22 protein-coding genes and 1 tRNA gene are annotated in these 24664 nt (G+C 67.4%); 13 read left to right on the forward strand and 10 right to left on the reverse strand.

The genetic code is table 11. From position 1 onward, the window contains the following. Position 1: 1 nt before the first annotated feature. Positions 2–1009, forward strand: a complete 1008-nt coding sequence (locus tag ASE30_RS21315; RefSeq protein ID WP_057286266.1) for a sterol desaturase family protein — start codon at positions 2–4, stop codon at positions 1007–1009. Between the two features lie 54 nt (positions 1010–1063). On the opposite strand, the gene ASE30_RS21320 is transcribed toward ASE30_RS21315, so the two are convergent. Together ASE30_RS21320 and ASE30_RS21325 are read right to left on the reverse strand one after the other, a co-directional pair. After that, positions 1064–1570 carry an acyl-CoA thioesterase gene (locus ASE30_RS21320; RefSeq protein ID WP_057286267.1) on the reverse strand — a complete coding sequence of 169 codons (507 nt, stop codon included), beginning with the start codon at positions 1568–1570 and terminating at the stop codon, positions 1064–1066. A 77-nt stretch (positions 1571–1647) separates the two neighbouring features. Beyond that, positions 1648–3219, reverse strand: a complete 1572-nt coding sequence (locus ASE30_RS21325; RefSeq protein WP_057286268.1) for a DUF1254 domain-containing protein — start codon at positions 3217–3219, stop codon at positions 1648–1650. Positions 3220–3518: 299 nt separating this feature from the next. Between ASE30_RS21325 and fdnG the strand changes: the two genes are divergently transcribed. The 7 genes from fdnG (at position 3519) to ASE30_RS21365 (ending at position 12691) form a co-directional block, all read left to right on the forward strand. After that, complete coding sequence (fdnG, locus tag ASE30_RS21335; protein WP_156407725.1) at positions 3519–6587, forward strand: formate dehydrogenase-N subunit alpha; 3069 nt, start codon at positions 3519–3521, stop codon at positions 6585–6587. A gap of 10 nt (positions 6588–6597) precedes the next feature. Beyond that, positions 6598–7497: a formate dehydrogenase subunit beta gene (gene fdxH / locus ASE30_RS21340; RefSeq protein ID WP_057286271.1), complete on the forward strand. Its 900-nt coding sequence runs from the start codon at positions 6598–6600 to the stop codon at positions 7495–7497. Beyond that, positions 7490–8122: a formate dehydrogenase subunit gamma gene (locus tag ASE30_RS21345; RefSeq protein WP_057286272.1), complete on the forward strand. Its 633-nt coding sequence runs from the start codon at positions 7490–7492 to the stop codon at positions 8120–8122. Before fdxH ends, ASE30_RS21345 begins: the two co-directional genes overlap by 8 nt. A 123-nt stretch (positions 8123–8245) precedes the next feature. After that, a complete protein-coding gene (gene fdhE / locus ASE30_RS21350) occupies positions 8246–9178 on the forward strand; it encodes a formate dehydrogenase accessory protein FdhE (protein WP_057286273.1) in 933 nt (310 codons plus the stop codon). Positions 9179–9206: 28 nt separating this feature from the next. Continuing rightward, a complete protein-coding gene (selA, locus tag ASE30_RS21355) occupies positions 9207–10637 on the forward strand; it encodes an L-seryl-tRNA(Sec) selenium transferase (RefSeq protein ID WP_057286274.1) in 1431 nt (476 codons plus the stop codon). Then, a complete protein-coding gene (gene selB / locus ASE30_RS21360; RefSeq protein WP_057286275.1) occupies positions 10634–12586 on the forward strand; it encodes a selenocysteine-specific translation elongation factor in 1953 nt (650 codons plus the stop codon). The genes selA and selB overlap by 4 nt, the downstream gene beginning before the upstream one ends. Positions 12587–12598: 12 nt before the next feature. Beyond that, positions 12599–12691: transfer RNA gene (locus ASE30_RS21365), tRNA-Sec, on the forward strand. A gap of 304 nt (positions 12692–12995) precedes the next feature. On the opposite strand, the gene ASE30_RS21370 is transcribed toward ASE30_RS21365, so the two are convergent. Together ASE30_RS21370 and ASE30_RS21375 are read right to left on the reverse strand one after the other, a co-directional pair. After that, positions 12996–13535: a TlpA disulfide reductase family protein gene (locus tag ASE30_RS21370; RefSeq protein WP_057286276.1), complete on the reverse strand. Its 540-nt coding sequence runs from the start codon at positions 13533–13535 to the stop codon at positions 12996–12998. A 23-nt stretch (positions 13536–13558) separates the two neighbouring features. Then, complete coding sequence (locus tag ASE30_RS21375) at positions 13559–14668, reverse strand: transglutaminase-like domain-containing protein (RefSeq protein WP_057286328.1); 1110 nt, start codon at positions 14666–14668, stop codon at positions 13559–13561. Between the two features lie 139 nt (positions 14669–14807). On the opposite strand from ASE30_RS21375, the gene selD reads away from it, so the two are divergent. Beyond that, entirely contained in the window at positions 14808–15869 is a 1062-nt protein-coding gene (gene selD / locus ASE30_RS21380) for a selenide, water dikinase SelD (protein WP_057286277.1), read from the forward strand. A gap of 67 nt (positions 15870–15936) precedes the next feature. Here selD and ASE30_RS21385 read toward each other — a convergent pair whose 3' ends face one another. Further along, entirely contained in the window at positions 15937–16854 is a 918-nt protein-coding gene (locus ASE30_RS21385; RefSeq protein ID WP_057286278.1) for a LysR substrate-binding domain-containing protein, read from the reverse strand. Between the two features lie 170 nt (positions 16855–17024). On the opposite strand from ASE30_RS21385, the gene ASE30_RS21390 reads away from it, so the two are divergent. The 3 genes from ASE30_RS21390 to ASE30_RS29290 all read left to right on the forward strand — a co-directional run bounded on the left by ASE30_RS21390 (position 17025) and on the right by ASE30_RS29290 (position 18168). Further along, the gene (locus tag ASE30_RS21390; protein ID WP_156407726.1) at positions 17025–17234 is read left to right on the forward strand and encodes a DUF2917 domain-containing protein; all 210 of its coding nucleotides are present in this window, start codon (positions 17025–17027) and stop codon (positions 17232–17234) included. A 66-nt stretch (positions 17235–17300) separates the two neighbouring features. Further along, entirely contained in the window at positions 17301–17951 is a 651-nt protein-coding gene (locus tag ASE30_RS21395; RefSeq protein WP_057286280.1) for a 2-hydroxychromene-2-carboxylate isomerase, read from the forward strand. A gap of 43 nt (positions 17952–17994) precedes the next feature. Beyond that, positions 17995–18168 carry a hypothetical protein gene (locus ASE30_RS29290; RefSeq protein ID WP_200964459.1) on the forward strand — a complete coding sequence of 58 codons (174 nt, stop codon included), beginning with the start codon at positions 17995–17997 and terminating at the stop codon, positions 18166–18168. A 31-nt stretch (positions 18169–18199) separates the two neighbouring features. Here ASE30_RS29290 and ASE30_RS21400 read toward each other — a convergent pair whose 3' ends face one another. Both ASE30_RS21400 and adh read right to left on the reverse strand, forming a co-directional pair. Beyond that, positions 18200–18577, reverse strand: coding sequence for a DUF779 domain-containing protein (locus tag ASE30_RS21400; RefSeq protein WP_057286281.1), 378 nt, complete (start codon positions 18575–18577; stop codon positions 18200–18202). A gap of 62 nt (positions 18578–18639) precedes the next feature. Continuing rightward, a complete protein-coding gene (gene adh / locus ASE30_RS21405) occupies positions 18640–20169 on the reverse strand; it encodes an aldehyde dehydrogenase (RefSeq protein WP_057286282.1) in 1530 nt (509 codons plus the stop codon). Positions 20170–20367: 198 nt separating this feature from the next. On the opposite strand from adh, the gene ASE30_RS21410 reads away from it, so the two are divergent. Next, a complete protein-coding gene (locus tag ASE30_RS21410) occupies positions 20368–22245 on the forward strand; it encodes a sigma-54-dependent Fis family transcriptional regulator (protein ID WP_057286283.1) in 1878 nt (625 codons plus the stop codon). 18 nt (positions 22246–22263) lie between these two features. On the opposite strand, the gene trpC is transcribed toward ASE30_RS21410, so the two are convergent. Genes trpC through ASE30_RS21425 form a run of 3 tightly spaced genes read right to left on the reverse strand, consistent with a single transcriptional unit; the run spans position 22264 to position 24659 of the window. Then, on the reverse strand, positions 22264–23052 hold the full coding sequence (trpC, locus tag ASE30_RS21415) for an indole-3-glycerol phosphate synthase TrpC (protein WP_057286284.1): 789 nt from the start codon (positions 23050–23052) through the stop codon (positions 22264–22266). Further along, the gene (trpD, locus tag ASE30_RS21420; protein WP_057286285.1) at positions 23049–24080 is read right to left on the reverse strand and encodes an anthranilate phosphoribosyltransferase; all 1032 of its coding nucleotides are present in this window, start codon (positions 24078–24080) and stop codon (positions 23049–23051) included. Before trpD ends, trpC begins: the two co-directional genes overlap by 4 nt. 12 nt (positions 24081–24092) lie before the next feature. Next, positions 24093–24659: an aminodeoxychorismate/anthranilate synthase component II gene (locus tag ASE30_RS21425; protein ID WP_057286286.1), complete on the reverse strand. Its 567-nt coding sequence runs from the start codon at positions 24657–24659 to the stop codon at positions 24093–24095. Between the last annotated feature and the right edge of the window lie 5 nt (positions 24660–24664).

The following is a 24664-nucleotide window of genomic DNA, read 5'->3' on the forward strand; positions in this document are numbered from 1 at the left end:
CATGGATACGCTTAGCCAATTCTTCGGGAATTGCCAGCAATGGCTTTTCGAGACGGCGATTCAGCCCGCGCTGTTCCACCTGGGCATGAGCAACTTCATCGAGGACGGCTACGACGCCACGATGTGGCTGCTGGTCGGCCTGCTGCAGGTCGCGGTGCTGGTGCTGGTGTTCGGCCCCTTGCAGCGCCTGCGGCCCGTGGAACCCGTCACGGACCGCCGCCAGATCGGCATTGACGTGCTGTACACGCTGATCCACCGGCTGGGCGCGTTCCGGCTGGTGCTGTTCTTCACCATCGATCCGTTCTGGGACAGCATCTTCGGCCAGTTGCATATCTGGGGCTTCGCGCCGTTCCAGCTCGACCAATACTGGCCGGGCGTGACGGACAAGGCCTGGGTCAGCCTGATCATCTACCTGCTGCTGTTCGACGCGGTGGACTACTTCTATCATCGCGCGCAGCACCGTTATGGCTGGCTCTGGGCGCTGCATGCCGTGCATCACAGCCAGCGCCAGATGACCATCTGGAGCGACGACCGCAACCATTTGCTGGACGACATGCTGCGCGATGTGCTTGTCGTGTTCGTGTCGCAGCTGGTCGGCGTGCCGCCGGCGCAGTTCGTGGTGGTGGTGGCCATCACCCAACTGGCGCAGAGCTTCTCGCACGCCAATCTGCGCATGCACTTCGGCGCGCTGGGCGAACGCCTGCTGGTCAGTCCGCGCTTTCACCGGCATCACCATTCCATCGCCTACGACGCCTCGTCGCCCGGCCCCGCCGGCGGCTACAACTTCGCAGCCCTGTTTCCCATCTGGGACGTGCTGTTCCGCACCGCCCGCTTTGGCGTGGGCTACGGCCCCACCGGCATCCACGACCAGCAGGCGGAATTGGGCGGACGCGACTACGGGCGGGGCTTCTGGTCGCAGCAATGGCTCGGCGTCAAGCGCCTGGCGGGCCGCGACCGCGATCGTGCCGCCGCGCCGCCCGGCCCGCCCGCGGGCGTGGAACGCGCATGAAAAAAAACCGGGTCCGCGAAGACCCGGTTTTGCATTCTGGCGGCCGCGCGGGCTTCAGGCGCCCGGCGCGTCGTGCGTGGTTTCGCGCTTGATGTCGCCGTGCCGGCGTTCCATGTCCTGGCGCAGTTCGCGGCGCAGTCCGGCCGCCTTGAAGCGTTGCTTTTCTTCGAGCGTGCGGGGTTCCAGCGGCGGCACCGCGGTGGGGGCGCCCTGCTGGTCCACCGCAACCATCGTGAAATAGCAGCTATTGGTATGGCGCACCAGCTTCTTGCGGATGTCCTCGGTGACCACCTTGATGCCGATTTCCATCGACGTGCGGCCCGTGTAGTTCACCGCGGCCAGAAACGTGACCAGCTCGCCCACGTGGATCGGTTCGCGGAACACGACCTGGTCGACGGATAGGGTGACGACATATTCGCCGGCGTACCGGCTGGCACAGGCGTAGGCCACCTGGTCCAGGTATTTGAGGATAGTTCCACCGTGTACGTTTCCTGAAAAGTTCGCCATGTCTGGCGTCATCAGGATGGTCATCGACAATTGGTGGCTAAAGGCGTCGTCCATGGCGGGCGGCTCGTTCGTGAATAGAACGCCTATGGTAGCGGCTGGCGCCTGTCATGGCGCCGACTTCCTGGCGCTGTTCAGGGTTTCTTGGCGGCGGCGGCCGCACGGCCGGCTGGAGCCGCGACCGCAGGGGCAGAGGGCGCTCCCGCGGCGGGCGATCCTGTGGCAGCCGCTCCCGCATCCCGAGCCTCGTTCACCGGCGTCTCGGCCAGCGTGCCCGGGGCGGCGGCCGCCTCCGGCTGGTCCCGGACGACCGCGGGCGGCGTCCACAAGCCATCGAGCACGGCCGGGCCCGGCGTGTACACGCGCAACAGCACGCCCACCGGTCCGGAAGGCGGAATGGGCAGCCAGTTGGGCTGGTCCTCGGGCTCGGGCGCGGCGTGGCTGAAGATCACGTCCAGCGAACCGTCGGCGTTGTAGCGCAGCGGATCGCGGTCACCCAGCGACTGGCGATTGATCGGGTTCGGCACCGGCATGCCCTGGGCGTCATAGACCGCCAGCGACCACAGCGCATCCGCGGGCGGCAACTGGCCACTTTCGAAATGAAGTGCGTATCGGTGCGCGCCGTCCAGCAAAGCGCCCTGGCTGTCGGTGGCAAGCAATAGCACCGACAGGTCTTCGGGCAGGCCCGCGCCCGGCTGCGCCTGGGCGGCCAGCGCGCGCCGCAGATAGGAATTGCCATAGACGCCGATGCTGGCCGTTTCCTGCTGCCAGCCGTTCGCGCCGCGCAAGGAGTTCCCCGCGGCGGCTTCCATGCGTTCGCGCGCGGCGCGCATACCGCGGCGCATGCCCTGCTTGGCGGAGTGGTCGAGCTTGGCGAAATCGAACGCGCGGCCCGGAATCAGCCCGACCCGCCTCAGCGTGGCCAGCACGGGCTGGTCGGTGGCATGCGGCGGGTGCTTGCGCAGCAGCTCCGCGGCGTAGGTGAAGAACGCATCGGTGGGCATGGAGTCCACCTGCTCGCGCACGGAGATCTTCAGATCCAGGTTCGGGTCCGACTTCACGCGCTGCGGCTGCGCCGGCAGGTTCCATTGCGCCAGCGGCGTCAGGAGGAAGCCGTCCTGCAGCGCGTTGACGGCCGGATACTCGGCGGCTCCGCCGGTCTGGATCAGGGTCTTCACCCAGGCATGCGGGGTCGGCGCGTCGATGCGCGCCATGCCGGAAGGCAGGGTGCCCGTCCAGCCCGGCGGCACGATCACGGTATTGCCCTTGGCCGTGCCGGTGCTGCGCTTGCCCAGCGTGGCGAACACGTCCGTCCACATGTCCAGCAGCGTCAGCGTATAGAGCCGCCCCTGCGTGTCGGGCACGGACAGCACCACCGGCCCGGCCGTCAGGTCCAGCCAGGCGGCGCCGCGCAGCATGTCCGGATTGGCCCAGGGCGCGGCGGCGCCTGCCTGGGGCAGGACGCGCCCGTGCAGGAAGGTATTGGCTGGCGCGCCTTGCGTTCCTTGCGCGGGATGGGTGAACTGGCGCCGCGTCAGGTCCATGGTGACCAGCGGGTAGAAATAAAGATACCCCTCGGCGGCCGCCTGATAGGCCGCTTCGGTGGCGGCGGCGGCAGGGGTCGGCGCCGCGTGGAGGACGGGGGATGCAGTCCAGGCCAGGATGGCAAACGACAGGGACAGGGCCAGAGGGGCAAAGCGGCGCATTCGGCGCTCCAACGGTCGTGCGGGGAAGAGGGGACAGCCGGCGGCGGGCGTCCACGGCCAGAGCAGGCCGGGCGCGCGAGGCCGCCAGCAATGGTAACCGCGCGGGGGCCGCCCAAAATCCGCGAAAAGCGCGTATTTTGCCGTCAAATCCCGGTCCCCCGAACAAAAACCTTGGGTCCCCGGCCATGGCACCTGCCACATTGTGGGCATATACTTGTTTGCAGATCCTCGGAAGCCGTAGGGCTTTTCTCCTTGCGGGCAGGGCCAGCTTCCTTCATACACCCGGAGAGGAGTGCTTCATGGTCAACATGAATCGCCGCCAGTTCTTCAAGGTGACCGGTGCGACGCTGGCAAGCTCCAGCCTGGCCTTGCTGGGGGCTGCCCCCGGTACGGCCATGGCCGAAGTGCGCCAGTTCAAGCTTGCGCGCATGACTGAAACGCGCAACACCTGTCCCTACTGTTCGGTCGCCTGTGGCTTGCTGATGTACGGTCTGGGCGATGGCTCCAAGAACGCCCGCGCCAGCATCATGCACATCGAGGGAGACCCCGACCACCCCGTCAACCGCGGCACCCTCTGTCCGAAGGGCGCGGCCCTGATCGACTTCATCCACAGCCCCAACCGCCTCAAGTTCCCGGAATACCGGGCGCCCGGGTCGGACAAATGGGTGCGGATGTCGTGGGACGACGCCCTGACCCGCATCACCAAGCTCATGAAAGCCGACCGCGACGCGAACTTCGTCGAGAAGACCGCGGACGGCAAGACGGTCAACCGGTGGCTGACCACCGGCATGCTGGCGGCCTCGGCAAGCAGCAACGAGGTTGGCTACATCACGCACAAGGCCGTGCGCTGCATGGGGATGCTGGCGTTCGACAATCAAGCCCGTGTCTGACATGGCCCGACGGTGGCAGGTCTTGCCCCGACGTTTGGCCGTGGAGCGATGACGAACCATTGGGTCGACATCAAGAACGCGGACATTGTTTTGATCATGGGCGGCAATGCCGCCGAAGCCCACCCGTGCGGGTTCAAATGGGTCACGGAAGCGAAAGCCCATAACAAGGCGAAGCTGATCGTCGTGGATCCGCGCTTCACGCGCTCGGCATCCGTGGCGGACTTCTACGCGCCCATACGGACCGGCACCGACATCATCTTCCTGGGCGGCGTCATCAAGTACCTGCTGGACAACGACAAGATCCAGCACGAGTACGTGCGCAACTACACCGACTTTTCCTTCATCGTCCGAGAGGACTTCACCTTCGACGCGGGCCTGTACTCCGGCTACAACGCCGAGAAGCGCAGCTACGACAAGGAAAGCTGGGACTACGAGCGCGGCGACGACGGCTTCGTCAAGACGGACGCGACGCTGCAGCACCCGCGGACGGTCTATCAGCTCCTGAAGAAACACTATTCGCGCTACACCGAAGACATGGTGGAACGCGTCTGCGGCACGCCCAAGGACAAGTTCCTGAAGGTGTGCGAGATGCTGGCGTCCACGGCCACCACCAACCGCGCGGCCACGGTCCTGTATGCCCTGGGCTGGACGCAGCATTCCATCGGGTCGCAGATCATCCGCACCGGCGCCATGGTGCAGTTGCTGCTGGGCAATATCGGCATCGCGGGCGGCGGCATGAACGCGCTGCGCGGGCACTCGAACATCCAGGGCCTGACCGACCTGGGCCTGATGTCGAACCTGCTGCCCGGCTACCTGACGCTGCCCAACGAACCGGAGCAGGACTACGCCCAGTACATCGATTCGCGCACGTTGAAGCCGCTGCGGCCCAACCAGCTCAGCTACTGGCAGAACTACCACAAGTTCCACGTGAGCCTGATGAAGTCCTGGTGGGGCGAGGCGGCCACGGCGCAAAACAACTGGGCGTTCGACTACCTGCCCAAGCTGGATAAGCTCTACGACATGCTGCAGGTCTACGAGCTCATGGTCCAGGGCAAGATGAACGGCTACATCGCGCAGGGCTTCAACCCGCTGGCCGCGGCGCCCAACAAGGCCAAGCTGAACGACGGGTTCGCCAAACTGAAGTTCCTGGTCATCATGGACCCGCTGGTCACCGAGACCTCCGAGTTCTGGCGCAACGCCGGCGAAGCCAACGACGTGGATCCGTCCGCGATCCAGACCGAAGTCTTCCGCCTGCCCACCACCTGCTTCGCCGAGGAAGACGGCACGCTCGTGAACTCCGGACGCTGGCTGCAATGGCACTGGAAGGGCGCGGAACCTCCGGGCGAAGCCAAGAGCGACATTGAAATCATGGCGCTCATCTACACGCGCCTGCGCAAGATGTACCAGGACGAGGGCGGCAAGTATCCCGATCCCATCGTGAACCTGTCGTGGCCCTACGCCAACCCGCAGAACCCCACCGCCGAGGAACTGGCCAAGGAATACACCGGCAGGGCGCTGGTGGATCTGGCCGACCCCAAGGACCCCGCGAAAGTCATGCGCAGGGGCGGCGAGCAGCTCGCCGGCTTTGCCGAGTTGCGCGACGACGGGTCCACCGCCAGCGGCTGCTGGATCTTTGCCGGCGCCTGGGGGCCGGGCGGCAATCTCATGGCGCGCCGCGACAACAGCGATCCCACCGGCATCGGCCAGACCCTGAACTGGGCCTGGGCATGGCCGGCCAACCGCCGCATCCTGTACAACCGCGCATCCTGCGATCTGACCGGCAAGCCATTCGACCCGCGCCGCAGCGTCATTTCCTGGAACGGCAAGATCTGGACGGGCGCGGATATCCCCGATTTCAAGGGCGACGAAAATCCCGATGGCGGCATGGGCCCGTTCATCATGAACCCGGAAGGGGTGGCGCGCTTCTTTGCGCGCGCGGGCCTGGCCGAAGGGCCTTTCCCGGAACACTACGAACCCTTCGAAAACCCGCTGGGCTACAACCCGCTGCATCCAAAGGCCAAGGGCGTCACCAGCAACCCGGCCGCGCGCATCTTCAAGGATGACCTGGCCGCGATGGGCACCGTGGAAAATTTCCCCCACGTGGCCACGACCTACCGCCTGACCGAGCACTTCCACTACTGGACCAAGAACGTCCGCATCAACGCCATTCTCCAGCCCGAGCAGTTCGTGGAGATCGGCGAGGCGCTGGCCCAGGAATTGGGCATCCCCAACGGCTCGCGCGTGAAGGTGTCGTCCAACCGCGGCTACATTAAGGCGGTGGCGCTGGTCACCAAGCGCCTGCGCGCGCTGACCATCGAAGGCAAGACGGTGCATCAGGTCGGGATCCCCATCCATTGGGGCTTCGTGGGCATCGCCCGGCCCGGCTTCCTCACCAATACCCTGACGCCATTCGTGGGCGACGGCAATTCCCAGACTCCGGAATTCAAGTCGTTCCTGGTGAAGGTCGAAAGAGCCTAGGAGAACCGACATGTCCATGCAATCCCTAGACATCCGGCGGCGCTCCGCCACGACCACGCCGCCGCCCGGCATCCGCGAACCCGTTACCGGCTCGGTGGCCAAGCTGATCGACGTCTCCAAGTGCATCGGCTGCAAGGCCTGCCAGAGCGCCTGCATGGAATGGAACGATCTGCGCGACGAGATCGGCTTCAACGTGGGCGTCTATGACAACCCGGCGGACCTGACCGAGCATTCGTGGACGGTGATGCGTTTCTCGGAATTCGAAAACCCCGCCGGCGACCTGGAGTGGCTGATCCGCAAGGACGGCTGCATGCACTGCGAGGATCCGGGCTGCCTCAAAGCCTGCCCTTCGCCGGGCGCCATCGTCCAGTACACCAACGGCATCGTGGATTTCCACGAAGAAAACTGCATCGGTTGCGGCTATTGCATCACCGGCTGTCCGTTCGACGTGCCGCGCATCTCCAAGAAGGACAACAAGGCGTACAAGTGCACCCTGTGCTCCGACCGTGTGGCGGTCGGCCTGGAGCCCGCCTGCGTCAAGGCCTGTCCCACGGGCGCCATTGTCTTCGGCACCAAGGACGACATGCATCAGCACGCCGCCGAACGCGTCGTGGACCTGAAGTCGCGCGGCTTCGAGCAGGCGGGCCTGTACGACCCGCCGGGCGTGGGCGGCACCCACGTCATGTATGTGCTGCATCACGCCGACCAGCCCGGGCTGTACCACGGTTTGCCGGCCGATCCGCGGATCAGTCCCATGGTGGCCGTGTGGAAGGGGCTGGCCAAGCCGCTGGGCCTGGCCATGATGGCGCTGACCGCGTTGGCGGGCTTCTTCCACTACGCCCGCGTGGGCCGCAACGAGGTGTCCGAGGAAGACGAGCGCCGGGCCGAAGAGGAGGTGCGCCATGACTGAAGACCGCCACTATCGCCGCATCCGCCGCTATACGCCGGGCGAGCGCACCAACCACTGGATCATCGCCCTGACGTTCATCCTGCTGGCGCTGTCCGGGCTGGCGCTGTTTCATCCGTCCATGTACTGGCTGGCCAACCTGTTCGGGGGCGGGCCCTGGACGCGGATCCTGCATCCGTTCATAGGCGTGGTGATGTTCGTGTGCTTCGCCGTGTTCGCCGGTCACATGTGGCGGCACAATCTCATGACCAAAGCGGATCGCCAATGGCTCAGGCAACTCAACGACGTGGTCGAGAACCGCGAAGAGAAGCTGCCCGAAGTCGGCAAGTACAACGCCGGCCAGAAGCTGCTGTTCTATGTGCTGATCCTGTGCATGCTGGGCCTGTTCGTCAGCGGCATCGTGATCTGGCGCGAGTACTTCGCGTTCTATTTCCCGATCTGGGTCGTCCGCGCCGCCTCCGTGCTGCATGCGGTTTGTGCGCTGGTGCTGATTTGCGCGATCATTGTGCATATTTACGCGGCGATCTGGGTGAAGGGTTCGTTGACGGCAATGCTGCGGGGCTATGTCACCGCCGGCTGGGCATGGAAGCACCATCGCGCCTGGTTCCGGGAGCAGGTGAAAAAGTAGGCCCGCGGGGCGCGGGCGCCCATTTCCCGAGCCGCCTTTTTTATCGGGCTGACCTGTTTTGATCGCACGGCTGCTATCCTCCCCTGGAGGCTCGCAGCCGTGTTTGTTTCTCTGGAGACGCAATTGCAGCGAATTCTTCCGCGCGGCGAAATCGAAGCGCTAGACCACAACGCCATTCCCCGCGTCACCCTGCCGGAGCGTGGATCTGTCTTTGCCGCGCGCGCGGCCCGCCTGCGCCAACTGGCGGCCGACAATCCCGTTTCCGACTATCTGCTGCTGATGGCGCATCTGGTCCACGCCCAGCAGCAGGCCCTGCAAGCGTGCACGGCGCCCGAAGCAAGCGCAGACCGGATTTCGCTAGCCCAGGCGCATGGCATGCCTCCCCTGCAGGCCGTGGGCTGGCCGCGGGACCCCTTGTGGCGGCGCATCCTGATCCAACTGGTGGATGACGTGTCGCGCGCCCCGGGCGTGCCTGCCGAGGCCGTCGAGGTCTGCGCCGCGCTGCGCCGCGCGGTGGACGAGGACCCGGACTCGCTCGAAGAACTGGCCGACGCCGTGCTGTCCGAGCAGGATCAGGACGTGGACAGCGCCGCCGCGCCCTTCGTGATGGCGGCCCTGCAGGTCTACTGGACGGATCTGGCCAGCCGCTTCGACGCGAAGCAGCTGCCGGTCGCCAGCCCGTTTGGCGTATGCCCGGTCTGCGCGAGCCTGCCGGTTGCCAGCATTGTGCGCGTGGGCGGGCAATACGAAGGCTACCGCTACCTGTGCTGCAGTCTCTGTTCGACCCAGTGGCACATGGTGCGGGTGAAGTGCTCGCATTGCGAAGACGTAGAAAACGTGGCGTACCAGGCCATCGAAGGCCGCTCGCCCGCCATCAAGGCGGAAACCTGCGACCACTGCCATACCTACCGCAAGATCTTTTATCAGGACAAGGATCTGTACGTGGAGCCGGTAGCGGACGATCTGGCCAGCCTGATGCTGGACGTTCTGGTCGGCGAAGCGGGATATTCCCGGTCCAGCGGCAATCCGCTGCTGTGGCACGGCGCCGAAGACTAGGGCCGCTCATACGGCAAGGAGGCCTTGCATGGCAGATCACCCGTCCGGTGCCGGCACGGCCGCCGCGGCCGACATTCCTTCGCTGGACCGCCTGTTGAACGCAGAGGCGCTGCGCCCGGTGCTCGACACCCATGGCCGCACCCAGGTGGTCGCGGCATTGCGGCGGGACCTGGACGCCCTGCGGCGGCGCGCGTTGGAAGGCACGCTGCCGAGCCGGGAACTGGATGCCGAGGCGGTGGCGGCGCGCGCCGCAGCCGCGCTGGACAAGGCGGCCGAACCCCGCTTGCGCGCCGTCCACAACCTGACCGGCACCGTGCTGCACACCAACCTGGGCCGCGCCTTGCTGCCCGACGAGGCGGTGGCGTCAGTGCTGCGCGCGCTGAGTTCGCCGGCCAACCTGGAATTCGACCTGGACACCGGCGGCCGTGGCGATCGCGATGATCTGATCGACGATCTGCTGTGCGAGCTGACCGGCGCCGAGGCCGCCACGGTCGTCAACAACAACGCGGCCGCCGTGCTGCTGATGCTCAACGCTCTGGCGGACCGCCGGGAAGTGGTGGTGTCGCGCGGCGAGCTGGTCGAGATCGGCGGCGCGTTCCGCATCCCGGACATCATGAAGCGCGCGGGCGCCAGGCTCGTGGAAGTGGGCACCACCAACCGCACGCACCCGGCCGACTACGAAACCGCCATCGGTCCCCGCACCGCGATGCTGATGAAGGTCCATTGCAGCAACTATGCGGTCACCGGCTTCACCAAGAGCGTCGGCGTGGCCGAGGTGGCGGCGCTGGCGCACGCGCGCGGCCTGCCGGCTACGGTGGACCTGGGCAGCGGCACGCTGGTGGACCTGACGCAGTACGGACTGCCCAAGGAAGACACGGTGCGCGAGACCATCGCGGCGGGCGCCGATCTGGTCACGTTCAGCGGCGACAAGCTGCTGGGTGGCCCGCAGGCGGGCTTGCTGGTGGGGCGGGCCGACCTGATCCGCAAGATCAAGAAGAATCCGCTCAAGCGCGCGCTGCGCGTCGGCAAGCTGACGCTGGCGGCGCTGGAACCGGTGCTGGGCCTTTACCGCGCGCCGGAGTTCCTTGCCCAGCGGCTGACCACGCTGCGCCTCTTGACGCGTCCGCAGCGCGACATCCTGCCCCAGGCCGAACGGCTGCGCGGCGCGCTGGCGCATGCGGCCGGGCCGAACTACGTGGTGGAGGCCGTGCCGATGTTCAGCCAGATCGGCAGCGGCGCGTTGCCGGCCGATCAGTTGCCCAGTTATGGACTGGCGGTGCGCTTCGCGGGCAGCGGACGGCCTGGCCGCCACCTGGCCAGGCTGGAGACTTTGCTGCGCGGCCTGCCCGTGCCCGTCATCGGACGCATCGCGGACGACGCCCTGTGGCTGGACCTGCGCTGCCTGGAAGCGCGCGACGAAGCCGCGTTCGCCGCACAGTTGGCGGAGCCGCTGGCATGATCGTCGGTACCGCAGGCCATATCGACCACGGCAAGACGACGCTGGTGCGCGCGTTGACCGGTGTGGATACCGACCGGCTCAAGGAAGAGAAGGCGCGCGGCATTTCCATCGAGCTGGGCTATGCGTACACGCCGCTGGCCAATGGCGATGTGCTGGGCTTCATCGACGTGCCCGGCCACGAAAAACTGGTGCATACGATGGCGGCCGGCGCCAGCGGCATCGATTTCGGATTGCTGGTGGTGGCGGCGGACGACGGCGTCATGCCGCAGACGCGCGAGCACTTGGCCATTCTTTCCCTGCTGGGACTGGCGCGGGGCGCGGTGGCGCTGGCGAAGGCCGACCGCGCCGATGCCGCGCAACTGGCGGCGGTGCGCGACCAGATCGCGGCGCTGGCGGCGGGCACGTTCCTGGAAGGCGCGCCGGTGTTCGGCACGAATGCACCGCAGGACGGCGATGCGGGCGTGGCGGCGCTGAAATCCTATCTGCACGAGCAGGCGCAGGCCCATGCCTGGGGTCGGCGCGGCGCGACGGGCCTGTTCAGGCTGGCGGTGGATCGCACGTTCACGCTGGCGGGGCACGGCACGGTGGTCACCGGCACGGCGCACGCGGGGCAGGTCCGGGCGGGCGACGACACGGCGGACCTGAGGTTGATGCCCGCGGGCACGCGGGTGCGGGTGCGCGGCATTCATGCGCAGAACCAGCCCAGCGAGACGGGCGTGGCAGGACAGCGCTGCGCATTGAATCTGGCGGGCATCGACAAGAGCGCGATCGCGCGCGGCGACTGGATCGCGGACGCGCGCTGCTTTCTGCCGTCACGGCATGTGGATGTGGCGTTGACGCTGCTGCCGTCGGCGGATGCGCCGGTGCGCGCCTGGGCGCCGCTGCATGTGCACATCGGCGCGGCGCGCCATGTGGCGCACGTGGTTCCGATCAGCGCGGAGTCGCTGGCGCCGGGGCAGTCGGGCTGGGTGCAACTGGTGTTCGATGATCCGATATGCGCGATGCCGGGCGACCGCTACATTGTGCGCAACGCGCAGGCGACGCGCACGGTGGGCGGGGGGCGGGTGCTGGATCCGAACGCGCCGGACCGCAAGCGCCGCGCGGCGGCGCGGCTGCAGGGCTTGCAGGCGCTGGCGGACATGCTGGACGGCGCGGGGCTGGGCCCGGTGCTGGAGCACGCGCCGCTGGGCCTGGACGAGGCGGCCTTGCAGCGGCTGACCGGGATGCCGGTGCGTGAGATCGAGGCGCCTCCTGGGGCGTTGTGGGTGGAGCCGCGCAATGCGCAGGCGTCGCGCACGCTGTTCCTGGGCACGCAGTGGGATGCGTTGCGGGTGCGCGTGGTGCAGGCGTTGGCGGCATTCCACGAGGCAGCGCCCGACGAGCCCGGTCCGGACAGCGCGCGCTTGCGCCGGATGGCGATGCCAGTGGGACCGGATGCGCTGTGGGTGTCGGTGCTGGATGATCTTCAGCGCGATGGGCGGATCATGCGCAATGGTCCGTGGCTGCATCTGCCGGCGCATACGTCGGCATTGGCGGAGGCCGAGGCTGCGCTGGCGGCGCGTTTGTTGCCGCTGCTGGCGCAGGGGGCGTTCGATCCGCCGTGGGTGCGGGATCTGGCGCGGATGCAGGGCGAGCCGGAAGACGGGGTGCGGCAGTTGCTGCGCAAGCTGTTGCGGCGGGGGGAGGTGGCGCAGGTGGTGAAGGATCTGTTCTATCACCGGGATCAGGTGCGGGCGATGGCGGGGCTGGCGGCGGAGCTGGCGGCGCGGCCGGAAGGCTTGAATGCGGCGGCGTTCCGGGATGCGACGGGGCTGGGGCGCAAGCGGGCGATCCAGGTGTTGGAGTTCTTTGACCGGGTGGGGTTTACGCGGCGGGTGCGGGATACGCATGTGCTGCGCGCGGATAGCGCTTATGCGGCGGCGCCGGGGACTAGCGAGCCGGTATCATAGGCGCTCCGCCATGGAAGGCATTCGTGCCCGGTGGCACGGCCGGGCTTCAAACCCGGTTGGGGGCGTCAGACGTTCCCAGGTAGGTTCGACTCCTGCTGCCTTCCGCCGGATTCTTCCGGGATGCTTGCTTGGCGCGAGTTCTTTTGCCGCCTGCGGCTTCGGGGGCTGCGAGTGTGGGCCTCCGATTGCGGTCCGGAGCCTTCGCTCCGGACTTCCCCGTTGTCATCCTCGTCCGCCTTCGGCTCCCTTCGGATTCCCTCGGGCGCATCTAAACGGCCCACACTCGCAGCCCCCGAAGCCACAGGCTCCGGCGGTGTCTGATCGGGCGGCTGATGGTCGAGGGCGTTGGTATGCGTGCGTCCCGGGCCGCGGTACTAAGACGCTTCTGGCGCGTAGCATTGAGACGGCTTTATGCACGCAGCATGCGCGTCACCACGCCGGCCACCGAGTTCGACTTCCAGTCCAGTTCGCCCAGATGCCAGTACCTGACGGTGCCAACGCGGTCCACCAGGTAGTTGGCGGGCAGTCCTATTGCTTCCCACTTCTTCGATGCGGTGCTGTTGCGGTCGTGCAGGACCGTGCCGGAGACGGGCCATTTTTTCAGGAAGGCGGAGATCTTGGCCGGGGATTCGCCGACGTTCACGGCGATGAGGCGCAGCCCCTCTTCGCGGTGGCGCTTGGCCATGGTGGACATGATGGGGATTTCGTCGCGGCAGGGGTCGCACCAGGTGGCCCAGAAGCTGACGATGACGACATTGCCTCGCCAGGCCGAGAGCTTCTGTTCGCGGCCGGAGAGGTCAGGCAGGATCAGCGGAGGAGTAGGGGCGGTCCAGGGGGCCCAGTCGGAGCCGGTGGCGGTTTTCAGGGCGGAGTCGCCGGCGGCCCGGGCCCAGAGGGGCAGGGCCGCCAGCGACAGGCCGGATTGCAGGAGGCGGCGGCGGCTGATCAAGGCGTGTCCGGGCGCGGAGGGGATCAGATGGGAATGGGTTTGGCGCTGATGCGGTAGCTGAAGCCGTCGGGGTCCAGGCTGTCGAGGCGGCCGTCCGAGGTTTCACCGTTGGGGTACATCAGGAAGGGCACGGGGCCGTGCGCGGTGCCGGGCAGGGCGATGTCGTGGCCGTGGTTGTAGGCGACCCAGTTCATTTCCCAGGCGCCGAACAGCATGACGCGCGCGGCGCGCACCTTGGCGTCGGTCAGGGGCAGGTCGCCGGGCGGCTCTTCGAGCATGACTTTGCGCACGTCGGCGGGGTCGACGGGGATCCAGCCGTAGCCGGCGGCGTAGAACTCGGCGCGGCAGTGTTGGGCCTTTGTGACGTCGCCGGCCTTGCCGAGGCTCTTGTAGCCCAGTTCGGAGTTGGCCACGCGCAGGCCGTAGGCGTCGCGCGCGGGGATGCCGGCGGCCCGGGCCAGCGCGACGAACAGGGCGTTGATGTCGGCGCATTTGCCGTTCAGGTCGTTGGCCGTGAGCATGTAGCGGACGTCGCCGACGCCGCAGCCGCGGGTGGAGGCGGTGCGGCAGGTGTTTGCAACGACCCATTCGTAGATGGCGCGGGCGCGGGCCAGGTCGCCCTGGTGGCCACGGGTGATCTGGTCGGCGGTGGTCTTGACGATGCCGTCGGTGGGCAGCAGCGCGGTGGGCTTGAGGAATTCGCGCAGGGCCGCGGGGCTTTCGATCTGGGCGTCGGCGGGCGGAGGCTGGGTCAGGTCGACGCGGCGGTTGCGGGTCTGGAAGCGGCTGGTCAGCGTGACGTTGCGCGGCGCCTGCGCGTCCGGCCATTGCACGGCCAGCATCTGGACGCCGTAGCCCGGTGCCTGCAGCAATTGCGCGGTTCCGCCGCTGCTGACCTGCCAGGTGTTGTGTACGCCGCGCTGGTAAGGCGTGCCGGTGGCGTAGGGCACCGGGATCCAGATGCGCGTGTGGGCGCCGGGATCCTTGACGTCGACCGCGGTGGTCAGTTCGAAGGCGCGCCATGCCGTGGTGACGGTGGTGACGGGCGCTTGCTGGGCGCGCGCGGCGTAGGGCAGCGCGGCGGTGGCGGCGCACAGGGCGCTCGAGAAACGGAGAAAGTGTCGGCGGTCCATGAAGCCCCCACGCACGGTGAAGAGTGGCTGTCGGTGCGCCCGGAGCCGGGCGGCCGTCCGTTGCTGCATGCTGCGATTCATCATAGGGCGATTTCCAGGGGCGGTGCTATCCTTTTTCGACTGATCAACGGAGACTGAGATGACCCAGGATGTTGCGTCCGCGGATGTGCCGCGCTTGACCTCGCTTTCCCATGGCGGAGGCTGCGGGTGCAAGATCGCGCCCGGCGTGCTGTCGGCGCTGCTGGCGCGCTTCGGGCCCGCGGCCAGCTATCCGAACCTGATGGTGGGAACGGAGACGGCCGACGATGCGGCGGTGTACCGGCTCAATGACGAGCAGGCGCTTATCGCCACCACGGACTTCTTCATGCCCATCGTCGATGATCCGTTCGATTTCGGCCGCATCGCGGCGACGAATGCGCTGTCGGATGTGTATGCCATGGGCGGCACGCCCATCATGGCGCTGGCCATCGTCGGCATGCCGATCAATGTGCTGCCGCACAGTGTCATCGCCGATATCCTGCGGGGCGGCGAATCGGTATGCGCGGATGCGGGCATTCCGGTGGCGGGCGGGCACAGCATCGATTCCGTCGAGCCCATCTATGGCCTGGCGGCGATGGGGCTGGTGCATCCGGCGAAGGTCAAGCGCAATGCCGATGCGCGCGCGGGCGACGTGCTGATCCTGGGCAAGGGGCTGGGCGTGGGCATCCTGTCGGCGGCGTTGAAGAAGAACCGGCTGGACGATGCCGGTTACCGCGTCATGATCGACACCACGACCCGCCTGAATCGGCCGGGGCCGGCGCTGGCCGCGCTGGATGGCGTGCATGCCATCACCGACGTGACGGGCTTCGGCCTGCTGGGCCATGCGCTGGAGATGGCGCGGGGCGCGAAGCTGACGGCCCGCCTGCGGCTGGAGGCGCTGCCCTGGCTGCCGGGCGTGCAAGCCTTCGCGGCGGATGGCGTCATCACCGGCGCATCGGGCCGCAACTGGGCGTCGTATGGCGAATCCGTGGGTCTGGGGGCGGGCGTTTCCGATATGCATCGCGCGCTGCTGACCGACCCACAGACCTCGGGCGGCCTGTTGGTGTCGTGCGCGCCGGAGGCGGCCGATGCCGTGCTGGAGATCTTCCACGGCCAGGGTTTCGGCCAGGCGGCGGTGATCGGCGAGATGACGGCAGGGGACCCGCGGGTGCGGGTGGACTGAACGGCGCGGCGTCCGGCGCCGCGGGGCGGCGGGGACGCGGTTCCGCGCCCTGCCCGCGCGCGGCGGCTCAGGCGGTCAGGTCGCGCGCGGTGCCTGCCGCCTGCTCCACCAGCCATTGCGTGACGACGTCCGCGTCGGGCGTGCTGCGGCGCGCGTTGCGCACCAGCCAATAGGCATGCTCGGTGGCGCTGGCCGCCTGGTCTCCGACGATCGTCAGGCGCCTGTCCGCCAGCATGGGCGCGATCAGCGCCAGCCTGCCCAGCGCGATGCCGTGGCCCGCCAGCGCGGCGTGCACGATCTGGTCGTACTGGTTGAAGCGCAGCATGCCCTTGGCGCGCATGCGGCCCAGGCCGCGCGCGTTCAGCCATTCCGACCATTGCAGCCACGGGCGCGTCGGGTCGTCGAATTCCAGCAGCACATGGCGCTGGAGCTCCCGTGCGTCGAGTTCGCGCACATTGAGCGACGGATGCGCGACAGGAAGCACCGCTTCGCCGAACAGCCAGACCGCGCCGTCCGGCACGGTGCCGCGCTCGCTGTAGCGGATGGCGATGTCCACGGCCTCGCGGTCGATATCGATGAGCCGGTTGTCGGCCGCCACGCGCACATCGATGTGCGGATGGGCCGCCTGGAAGTCGCCCAGCCTGGGCAGCAGCCACAGCGAGGCTACGCCTATGGTGGTGGTGACGGTGACCGGCGTGCGGCGTTCGGGCGCGCGCAACTGTTCGGTCAGGTCGCCGAGCTGGCTCAGCCAGACGTCGGCCATGCGGAACAACTGCGCGCCTTCGGAGGTAAACGACACGCTGCGAAAGCCCCGCACCAGCAACGGCACGCCCAGGTGGCCCTCCAGCGCGCGGATCTGGCGGCTGACGGCCGATTGCGTGACGTGCAGATCCTGCGCGGCCAGCGTGATGCTCATGCGGCGCCCCACGGCGACAAAGCCTCGGACGAGATCAAGCGGCGGTAGCTTGGCCAGCGGATATGGCATTCTTGAAACTCATGCGTATCGGACGGAAATGTCGCTTGAGCAATAGTATGCCAAGGCGTCCAATGTCATTCAGACGATGGGTGCCGGGACGAAAATTCCGAGCATCCGCCGCGATAGCCGCTGCCGCGGCCGGGAGGTACGCCATGACCCAGCTATGTTGCACTGCGGGAATGTCATTCCGTTTGGCCGGCGGCTCGACTATGCTGCTCAAGCGCGCTTCGGGCGTCCGCATCGTGTGCCACGCCGGCACCGTGTGGATATCCGAATACCGCCGCTTCGATGACAGCGTGCTGCAGGCGGGTGAAGCCCTGACCCTCGGCAGTGATCGCGACGTCGTCCTCAGCGGCCTGCCGGATGCGCAGGTCGCGCTACTTTCCTAGGCTGGCGCGGCGCTGTTTTGCAGCGCGGCCAGGCCCAGGTCCCGCAGGCCATCCGGAGCTCTTGTCATGACCACGCCCTTGCCCGATTCGCCCCGCATCGAAATGTGGTTCGACTTCGCCAGCCCCTATAGCTACCTGGCGATCGAGCGTATCGACGGCCTTGCGCGGGCGGCGGGCGTGCGGGTGGATCTGCGGCCTTTCCTGCTGGGTCCGATTTTCCAGGCCCAGGGATGGAACGACACGCCGTTCCGGCTGTTTCCGGGCAAGGGCGCCTACATGATGCGAGACATCGCCCGGCTGGCCGAGAAGTACGGCGTGGTCTACAACCGCCCGCGCCTGTTTCCGCGCATGAGCGTGCTGCCGGCGCGCATTGCGCTGCTGGGCCAGGACGAGCCCTGGGGGCGTGATTTCTGCGTGGCCGTGTTCCGGGCCAATTTCCAGCACGATCTGGACATCCAGGCCGAAGACGTCGTGCATGAACTGCTGACCGGCCTGTCGCTGGATGCCGACGCGCTGATCGCCCGCGCCAAGTCCGAAGCCGCCAAGGAAGCGCTGCGCCGCCAGGTGGACCAGGCGCGCAATCTCGGCCTGTTCGGCGCGCCCACCTTTTTTGTGGACGGCGAGATGTTCTGGGGCAATGACCGCCTGGAAGACGCGCTGGACTGGACCCGCCGGGCCGCGCCCGCCAGCGCGTGGACGCCCGCTACCCGCGCCTGATCACCCACGCATCCCAAGTTTTCTCGTCAACGCACCATCAGCAATGAAAAACGCTAGCAGCGCCTATCGCGGCGCGCCCATGCCGGGCGGCCGCTCGTTCACGCAATTCCGTGCCGCCCGCATCCGGCGGGTGTCGTTCCAGTGGAAGCAGGCCGATCGCGCCGATGCGCAGGACGACGGAACCCCCAAGTCCGCCCGCTGCGGCAAGCGGGGGTGACAGGGGGCAATGAGGCGGGTGTCCGGCGCGTTCACCCTTTCGTGACCGGCGCGATGTTCGCCCACTCCTCGTCCGAGTACAGCCGCGACCGCAACAGAAAGCGTTTGCCTTCGGCGCTGTCCAGCGAAAAGGCGCCGCCGCGTCCCGGCACGGCGTCGATGACAAGCTGGGTGTGCTCCCAGTACGCGAACTGGTCCTCGCCCATGTAGAAGGGGCAGCCTTCCAGCTCGCCCAACAGCACGTCCGAGCCGCCCACCATGAACTCTCCCTGGGGATAGCACATGGGCGAGCTGCCGTCGCAGCAGCCGCCGGACTGGTGGAACATCAGCGGGCCGTGCTTGGCGCGCAAGGTATCGATCAGGTGGCGCGCCTCGTCGGTGGCGACCACGCGCGGCGTGTGCTCTGGCATGGCTGAAATCCTGGCAGGCGCGCCGGGCAGGCCCGGCGCGCACGGTTGCTCCGTCGGACGGATCAGAAGAAACCCAGCTTCTTCGGCGAATAGCTCACCAGCAGGTTCTTCGTCTGCTGGTAGTGATTGAGCATCATCTTGTGGTTCTCGCGTCCGATGCCGGATTGCTTGTAGCCGCCAAATGCCGCGTGCGCCGGGTAGGCGTGATAGCAGTTGGTCCACACGCGGCCGGCCTTGATGGCGCGCCCCATCCGGTAGCAGGTGTTCGCGTCGCGCGACCACACGCCCGCGCCCAGTCCGTAGAGCGTGTCGTTGGCCAGCGCCAGCGCGTCATCGGCGTCCTTGAACGTCGTCACCGCCACCACCGGCCCGAAGATTTCCTCCTGGAACACGCGCATCTTGTTGTGGCCCTTGAACACCGTGGGCTGCACGTAGTAGCCGCCTTCCAGCCCGCCCTGCAACTGGGCCCGCGATCCGCCGGCCAGGACGTCGGCGCCTTCCTGCTTGCCGATGTCCAGGTAGGACAGGATCTTTTCGAGCTGCTCGGTGGACGCCTGCGCGCCCAGCATGGTGTCCCCGTCCAGCGGGTTGCCCTGCTTGATTTCCGCCACGCGCTTCAAGGCGCGTTCCATGAACTTGTCGTAGAGGGATTCCTGGATCAGCGCGCGGCTGGGGCAGGTGCACACTTCGCCCTGGTTCAGCGCGAACATGACAAAGCCCTCGACGGCCTTGTCCAGGAAATCGTCGTCCTGCGCGGCGACATCCGCGAAGAAAATGTTGGGCGACTTGCCGCCCAGTTCCAGGGTGACGGGAATGATGTTCTGCGAGGCGTACTGCATGATCAGCCGGCCAGTGGTGGTTTCGCCGGTGAAGGCGATCTTGGCGATGCGCTTGCTGGAGGCCAGCGGCTTGCCGGCTTCCAGGCCGAAGCCCGTCACCACGTTGAGCACGCCCGGGGGCAGGATGTCGCCGATCAGTTCCATCAGCAGCAGGATGCCCAGGGGGGTCTGCTCGGCGGGCTTCAACACCACGCAGTTGCCTGCCGCCAGCGCCGGTGCGAGCTTCCACGCGGCCATCAGGATCGGGAAGTTCCACGGGATGATCTGGCCGACCACGCCCAGCGGTTCGTTGAAGTGATAGGCCACCGTGTCGTGGTCGATCTCGGAGAGTCCGCCTTCCTGGCTGCGGATGCACGACGCGAAATAGCGGAAGTGGTCGATCGCCAGCGGAATGTCGGCGGCGCGGGCTTCGCGGATGGGCTTGCCGTTGTCCCAGGTTTCCGCGGTGGCCAGGCGTTCCAGGTTGGCTTCCATCACGTCGGCGATCTGCATCAGCATGCGGGCGCGTTCGGCGGCCGGGGTCGAACCCCATTTCGGCGCGGCGCGATGCGCGGCATCCAGCGCCAGTTCGATATCACGCTCCTTGGAGCGGGCGTTGCGCGTCAGGGTCTGGCCGGTCACCGGGGTGACGTTGTCGAAGTATTCGCCGTCCGCGGGCTTCTGCCACTTGCCGTCGATGAAGTTGTCGTACTGCGTCTTGAGGTCCAGGCGCGTGCCGTAGGACTCCGGGGTGATGCGGGTCGCGATATCCATGCTTGTCTCCGATATTGTTGGGATGGCGGCAGTGGGCTGCCTGACCTCTATCAAGCAAACCGCATGCCAGTCGGGGCATCCCTGCTGGACAGCCCACGCGACGCGTGCGAAAGTAGATTTCCGCAAAGCCGCCGCTGTCGCTTTTTGCGACGGTGTTGCGGAACAGGTGTCGCAGAACGCCCGTCCCAGGAGACATGCATGGCCACTCACTCCCGTCGGCACACGCTGACGCAGGCGCGGCTGCTGTTCAACCAGCAGGGCGCGGTACCCGGCGGCATGGTCGCCGAGCCCATCCTTCGGTCCTGGCGCCGTTGCGCCGACCTGGGCTTCGACATGCGCGGCGAACGCCGCGCCGAACTCATGACGCAGGTCGAACTACGCGAAGCGCAACAGCGCAACGAGGCGCTGCGCCGGATGTCCGAACCCGTCATCTCCCAGTTGCGCCGCCAGGCCGGCGGCAGCGGCAGCCTGGTGATCCTGTCCGACGCTCAAGGCCTGGTGCTGGACGCCGATGGCGATACGGGGTTTGCGCATCGCGCCTCGCGCGTGGCGCTGATGCCGGGCGCGCCCTGGGACGAGGCCGCCGCCGGCACCAACGCCATCGGCACCGCGCTGGTGGAAGGCCGGCCCATCGCCGTGCATGGCGCGGAACACTATTTCGAGCCCAACCGCATCCTGACCTGCGCGGCCGTTCCCATCACCGACAGCGAGGGCCGCACGCTTGGCGTGCTGGACCTTTCCAGTCAGGCGCGCGACGTCCGCCCCGATGTGCTGGCGCTGGTGCGCGAGGCGGTCGACAGGATCGAGCACGGGCTCTTCGAACAGGCCTACGAGCAGTGCGCCGTGCTGCGCCTGCATGCGGACCATTCCGGCCTGGGCCAGCCGGGCGAGGTCCTGCTGGCTTTCCAGGGCGACCTGCTGATCGGCGCCAACCGCCGTGCGCTGCATGCGCTGGGGCTGGCCGCCACCGCCCTGGGCGTGTACCGCTACGGCGATGTGTTCGAGGGCGACATCGAGCGCTGTCCCGATGCCGCGGGCAGGGTGCATACGCGGCTGGGGGCGGTCTATCACGCGCGGCTGCGCTGGCCCCGCACCCGCGCGCCGCAGGCGCCCGCCCAGCCGCCGGCGCGGCCGGCCAGCGGCGCCCCGCCGGCCGCCCAGCCCAGCTTCGACGCCGCCACGCTGGGCGCGCTGGCGCGCGCGGTGCATCTGTCGGACGCGGGCGTATCTATTCTGCTGCAGGGCGAAACCGGCGTGGGCAAGGAAGTGTTTGCGCGCCAGATGCATGCGCGCGGCAAACGGGCCCGCGGGCCGTTCGTGGCGGTGAATTGCGCCGCCCTGCCCGAAAGCCTGATCGAATCCGAATTGTTCGGCTACGAAGATGGCGCCTTCACGGGTGCGCGCCGGCAGGGCAGCAAGGGCCTCTTGCGCCAGGCGCACGGCGGCGTGCTGTTCCTGGACGAGATCGGCGATATGCCGCTGCTGCTGCAATCGCGCCTGCTGCGGGTGCTGCAGACGCGCGAGGTCTCGCCGCTGGGCGCGGCACGGCCCGTGCCGGTGGATTTCACGCTGGTCTGCGCCACCCACCGGCCTCTGGCCCACGAAGGGCCCGACGCCCCGGTGCGTCCCGATCTGTACTTCCGGATCGCCGAATACACCGTGACCCTCGAACCGCTGCGCGCGCGGGCGGACCGCCTGGAGCTATTGCGCGGCCTTTGGGCCGCGCAGGGCGCGGGGCCGGCCTTGCCGCCCGCCATCGAGGCGATCCTGGCCGCCTATCCCTGGCCCGGAAACTACCGGCAACTGGTCGCGGTGCTGCGCACCCTGCATGTGCTGGCGGGGCCGGCGGGCAGGGTGGACGCGGACATGCTGCCCGCCGATCTGCGCGGCGCGGCAGCCGCCGCGCCGGCGTCGGCCAGCGACCCAGCCAATCTGCAATCGATGACAGACACGGCGATCCGCAACGCGCTGGCCGCGCACGGCGGCAGCGTCAGCCGCGCGGCGCGCGCCCTGGGCGTGCACCGCAGCACGGTCTATCGGCGAGCCGCCGCGCTGGGTCTGGCCCTGCCGCGCTGACGGCGATGCCGCCGGCCGTCAGCCGATCAGGCGCGCGAGTTCCGCGCCCGGGTCCTTGGCGCGCATGAAGGCCTCGCCCACCAAGAAGGCGTCGACCTTGTGCTCGCGCATCAGCTTCACGTCTTCCGGCTTGAGGATGCCGCTCTCGGTCACGACGCGCTTGCCCGCGGGGATGCTGGGCAACAGGTCCAGAGTGGTCTGCAGACTGGTTTCGAACGTGCGCAGATTGCGGTTGTTGATGCCCAGCAGCGGCGTCTTCATCGTCAGCGCCACGTCCAGTTCCTGGGCGTCATGCACTTCCACCAGCACGTCCATGCCCAGTTCGATCGCCAGCGTTTCGTAGTCCCGCAACTGCGACGGACTGAGCGCGGCCACGATCAGCAAGACGCAGTCCGCGCCCATCGCGCGCGCGGCGATGATCTGGTAGGGATCGATGACGAAGTCTTTGCGCAGCACCGGCAGCGAGCAGGCGGCGCGGGCTTGCCGCAGGTGGTCGTGCGAACCCTGGAAGAACTGCACGTCGGTCAGCACCGACAGGCAGGCAGCGCCGTGCACGGCGTAGCTGGAGGCGATCTCGGCGGGCGCGAAGGTGTCGCGGATCACGCCCTTGGAGGGGGACGCCTTTTTGATTTCAGCGATGACGCCGGCCTTGCCCTGCGAGATCTTGTCTTCGATGGCCTGGGCAAAGCCGCGCACGTCCTGGCGCGCCTGCGCTTCGCGCAGGACTTCGGCTTCGCTGCGCATCTGGCGAGCGGCGGCGACTTCCTCGGCCTTGACGGCGAGGATCTTCGCGAGAATATCGTTCATTTCTGAAATGTCCGGGTATATGCGCAGAATTCTTCCAGCTTGGCTCGTGCCGCGCCGGTGGAAATTAGTTCAAATGCTAGCGCTAAGGCTTCGGGAATGGAATCGGCTTTGTTGCCGGCATAGATGGCAAGCCCGGCATTGAGCGCGACGATGTCGCGGGCGGCGCCCTCGACATTTTCCAGCGCCTCTATGACAAGCTCGCGCGACTGTTCGCGATTGGACACCTTGATGCTCCGGTTGGACATCATGGATAGCCCGTAGTCCTCGGGATGGATTTCATACTCGCGGATCTGGCCGTCCTTGAGTTCGCCCACCATGGTGGCGCCGCCCAGCGAGGCTTCGTCCATGCCGTCCTTGCCGTGCACCACCAGCACATGGCGCGAACCCAGGCGTTCCAGCACGCGCACCTGGATGCCGACGAGGTCGGGGTGAAATACGCCCATCAGCTGGTTGGCGGCGCCGGCCGGGTTGGTCAGCGGGCCGAGAATGTTGAAGATCGTGCGTACGGCCAGCTCTTTTCGGATGGCGGCGACGTTCTTCATGGCGCCGTGGTGGGCGGGCGCGAACATGAAGCCGATGCCGGTGGCCTGGATGCACTCCGCCACCTGCTCGGGCGTGAGCACCAGGTTGGCGCCCAGGGCTTCCAGCACGTCGGCGCTGCCGCTGGACGACGAGGCGCTGCGGTTGCCATGCTTGGCGATGGGCACGCCGGCGGCCGCCGCCACGAACATGGCGGTGGTCGAGATGTTGAACGTGTGGCTGCCGTCGCCGCCCGTGCCGCACATGTCCAGCAGGTCCTGCGGATTGGGCGTGACCACGGGAGTGGCGAATTCGCGCATGACCTGGGCCGCGGCGGTGATCTCGCCGATGGTCTCTTTTTTCACGCGCAGGCCCATCAGCAGCGAGCTGGCGATCTGCGGCGACATTTCGCCGCGCATCAGCATGCGCATCAGGTGCAGCATTTCGTCGTGGAAAATTTCGCGGTGTTCAATGCAGCGCGTCAGCGCTTCGGTGGGGGAAATCGTCACGATGCGTCCTTCTTAGGCGAGGTTCAGGAAATTTTGCAGCAGGGCATGGCCATGCTCGCTCAGCACGGATTCGGGGTGGAACTGTACCCCGTACAGCGGCAGCGTCTTGTGACGGACTCCCATGATGTCGCCGTCCGGCGCCGTGGCCGTGACCGCCAGGCAGTCCGGCAGCGTGGCGGGGTCGATCGTCAGCGAGTTGTAGCGGATGACAGTGTACGGCGTGGGCAGGCCTGCGAAGATATCGGTGCCGGTATGCGAGAGCTGGATGGTCTTGCCGTGCATGATCTGCTGGGCGCGCACGATATCGCCGCCAAAGGCCGCGCCGATGGCCTGGTGGCCCAGGCAGACGCCCAGGATGGGCTTCTTGCCGGCATATGCCTGGATCAAGGGGACCGAGATGCCGGCTTCGGCGGGAGAGCAGGGGCCGGGCGACACGCAGATCTGGTCCGGGTTCAGCGCGGCGACTTCTTCCAGCGTGATCTGGTCGTTGCGGGCCACGCGCACATCCACACCCAGTTCGCCAAAATACTGGACCAGGTTGTAGGTAAAGGAATCGTAGTTGTCGATCATCAACAGCATTTTTT

Source organism: Achromobacter sp. Root83, from assembly GCF_001428845.1.
GTDB lineage: Bacteria > Pseudomonadota > Gammaproteobacteria > Burkholderiales > Burkholderiaceae_B > Achromobacter.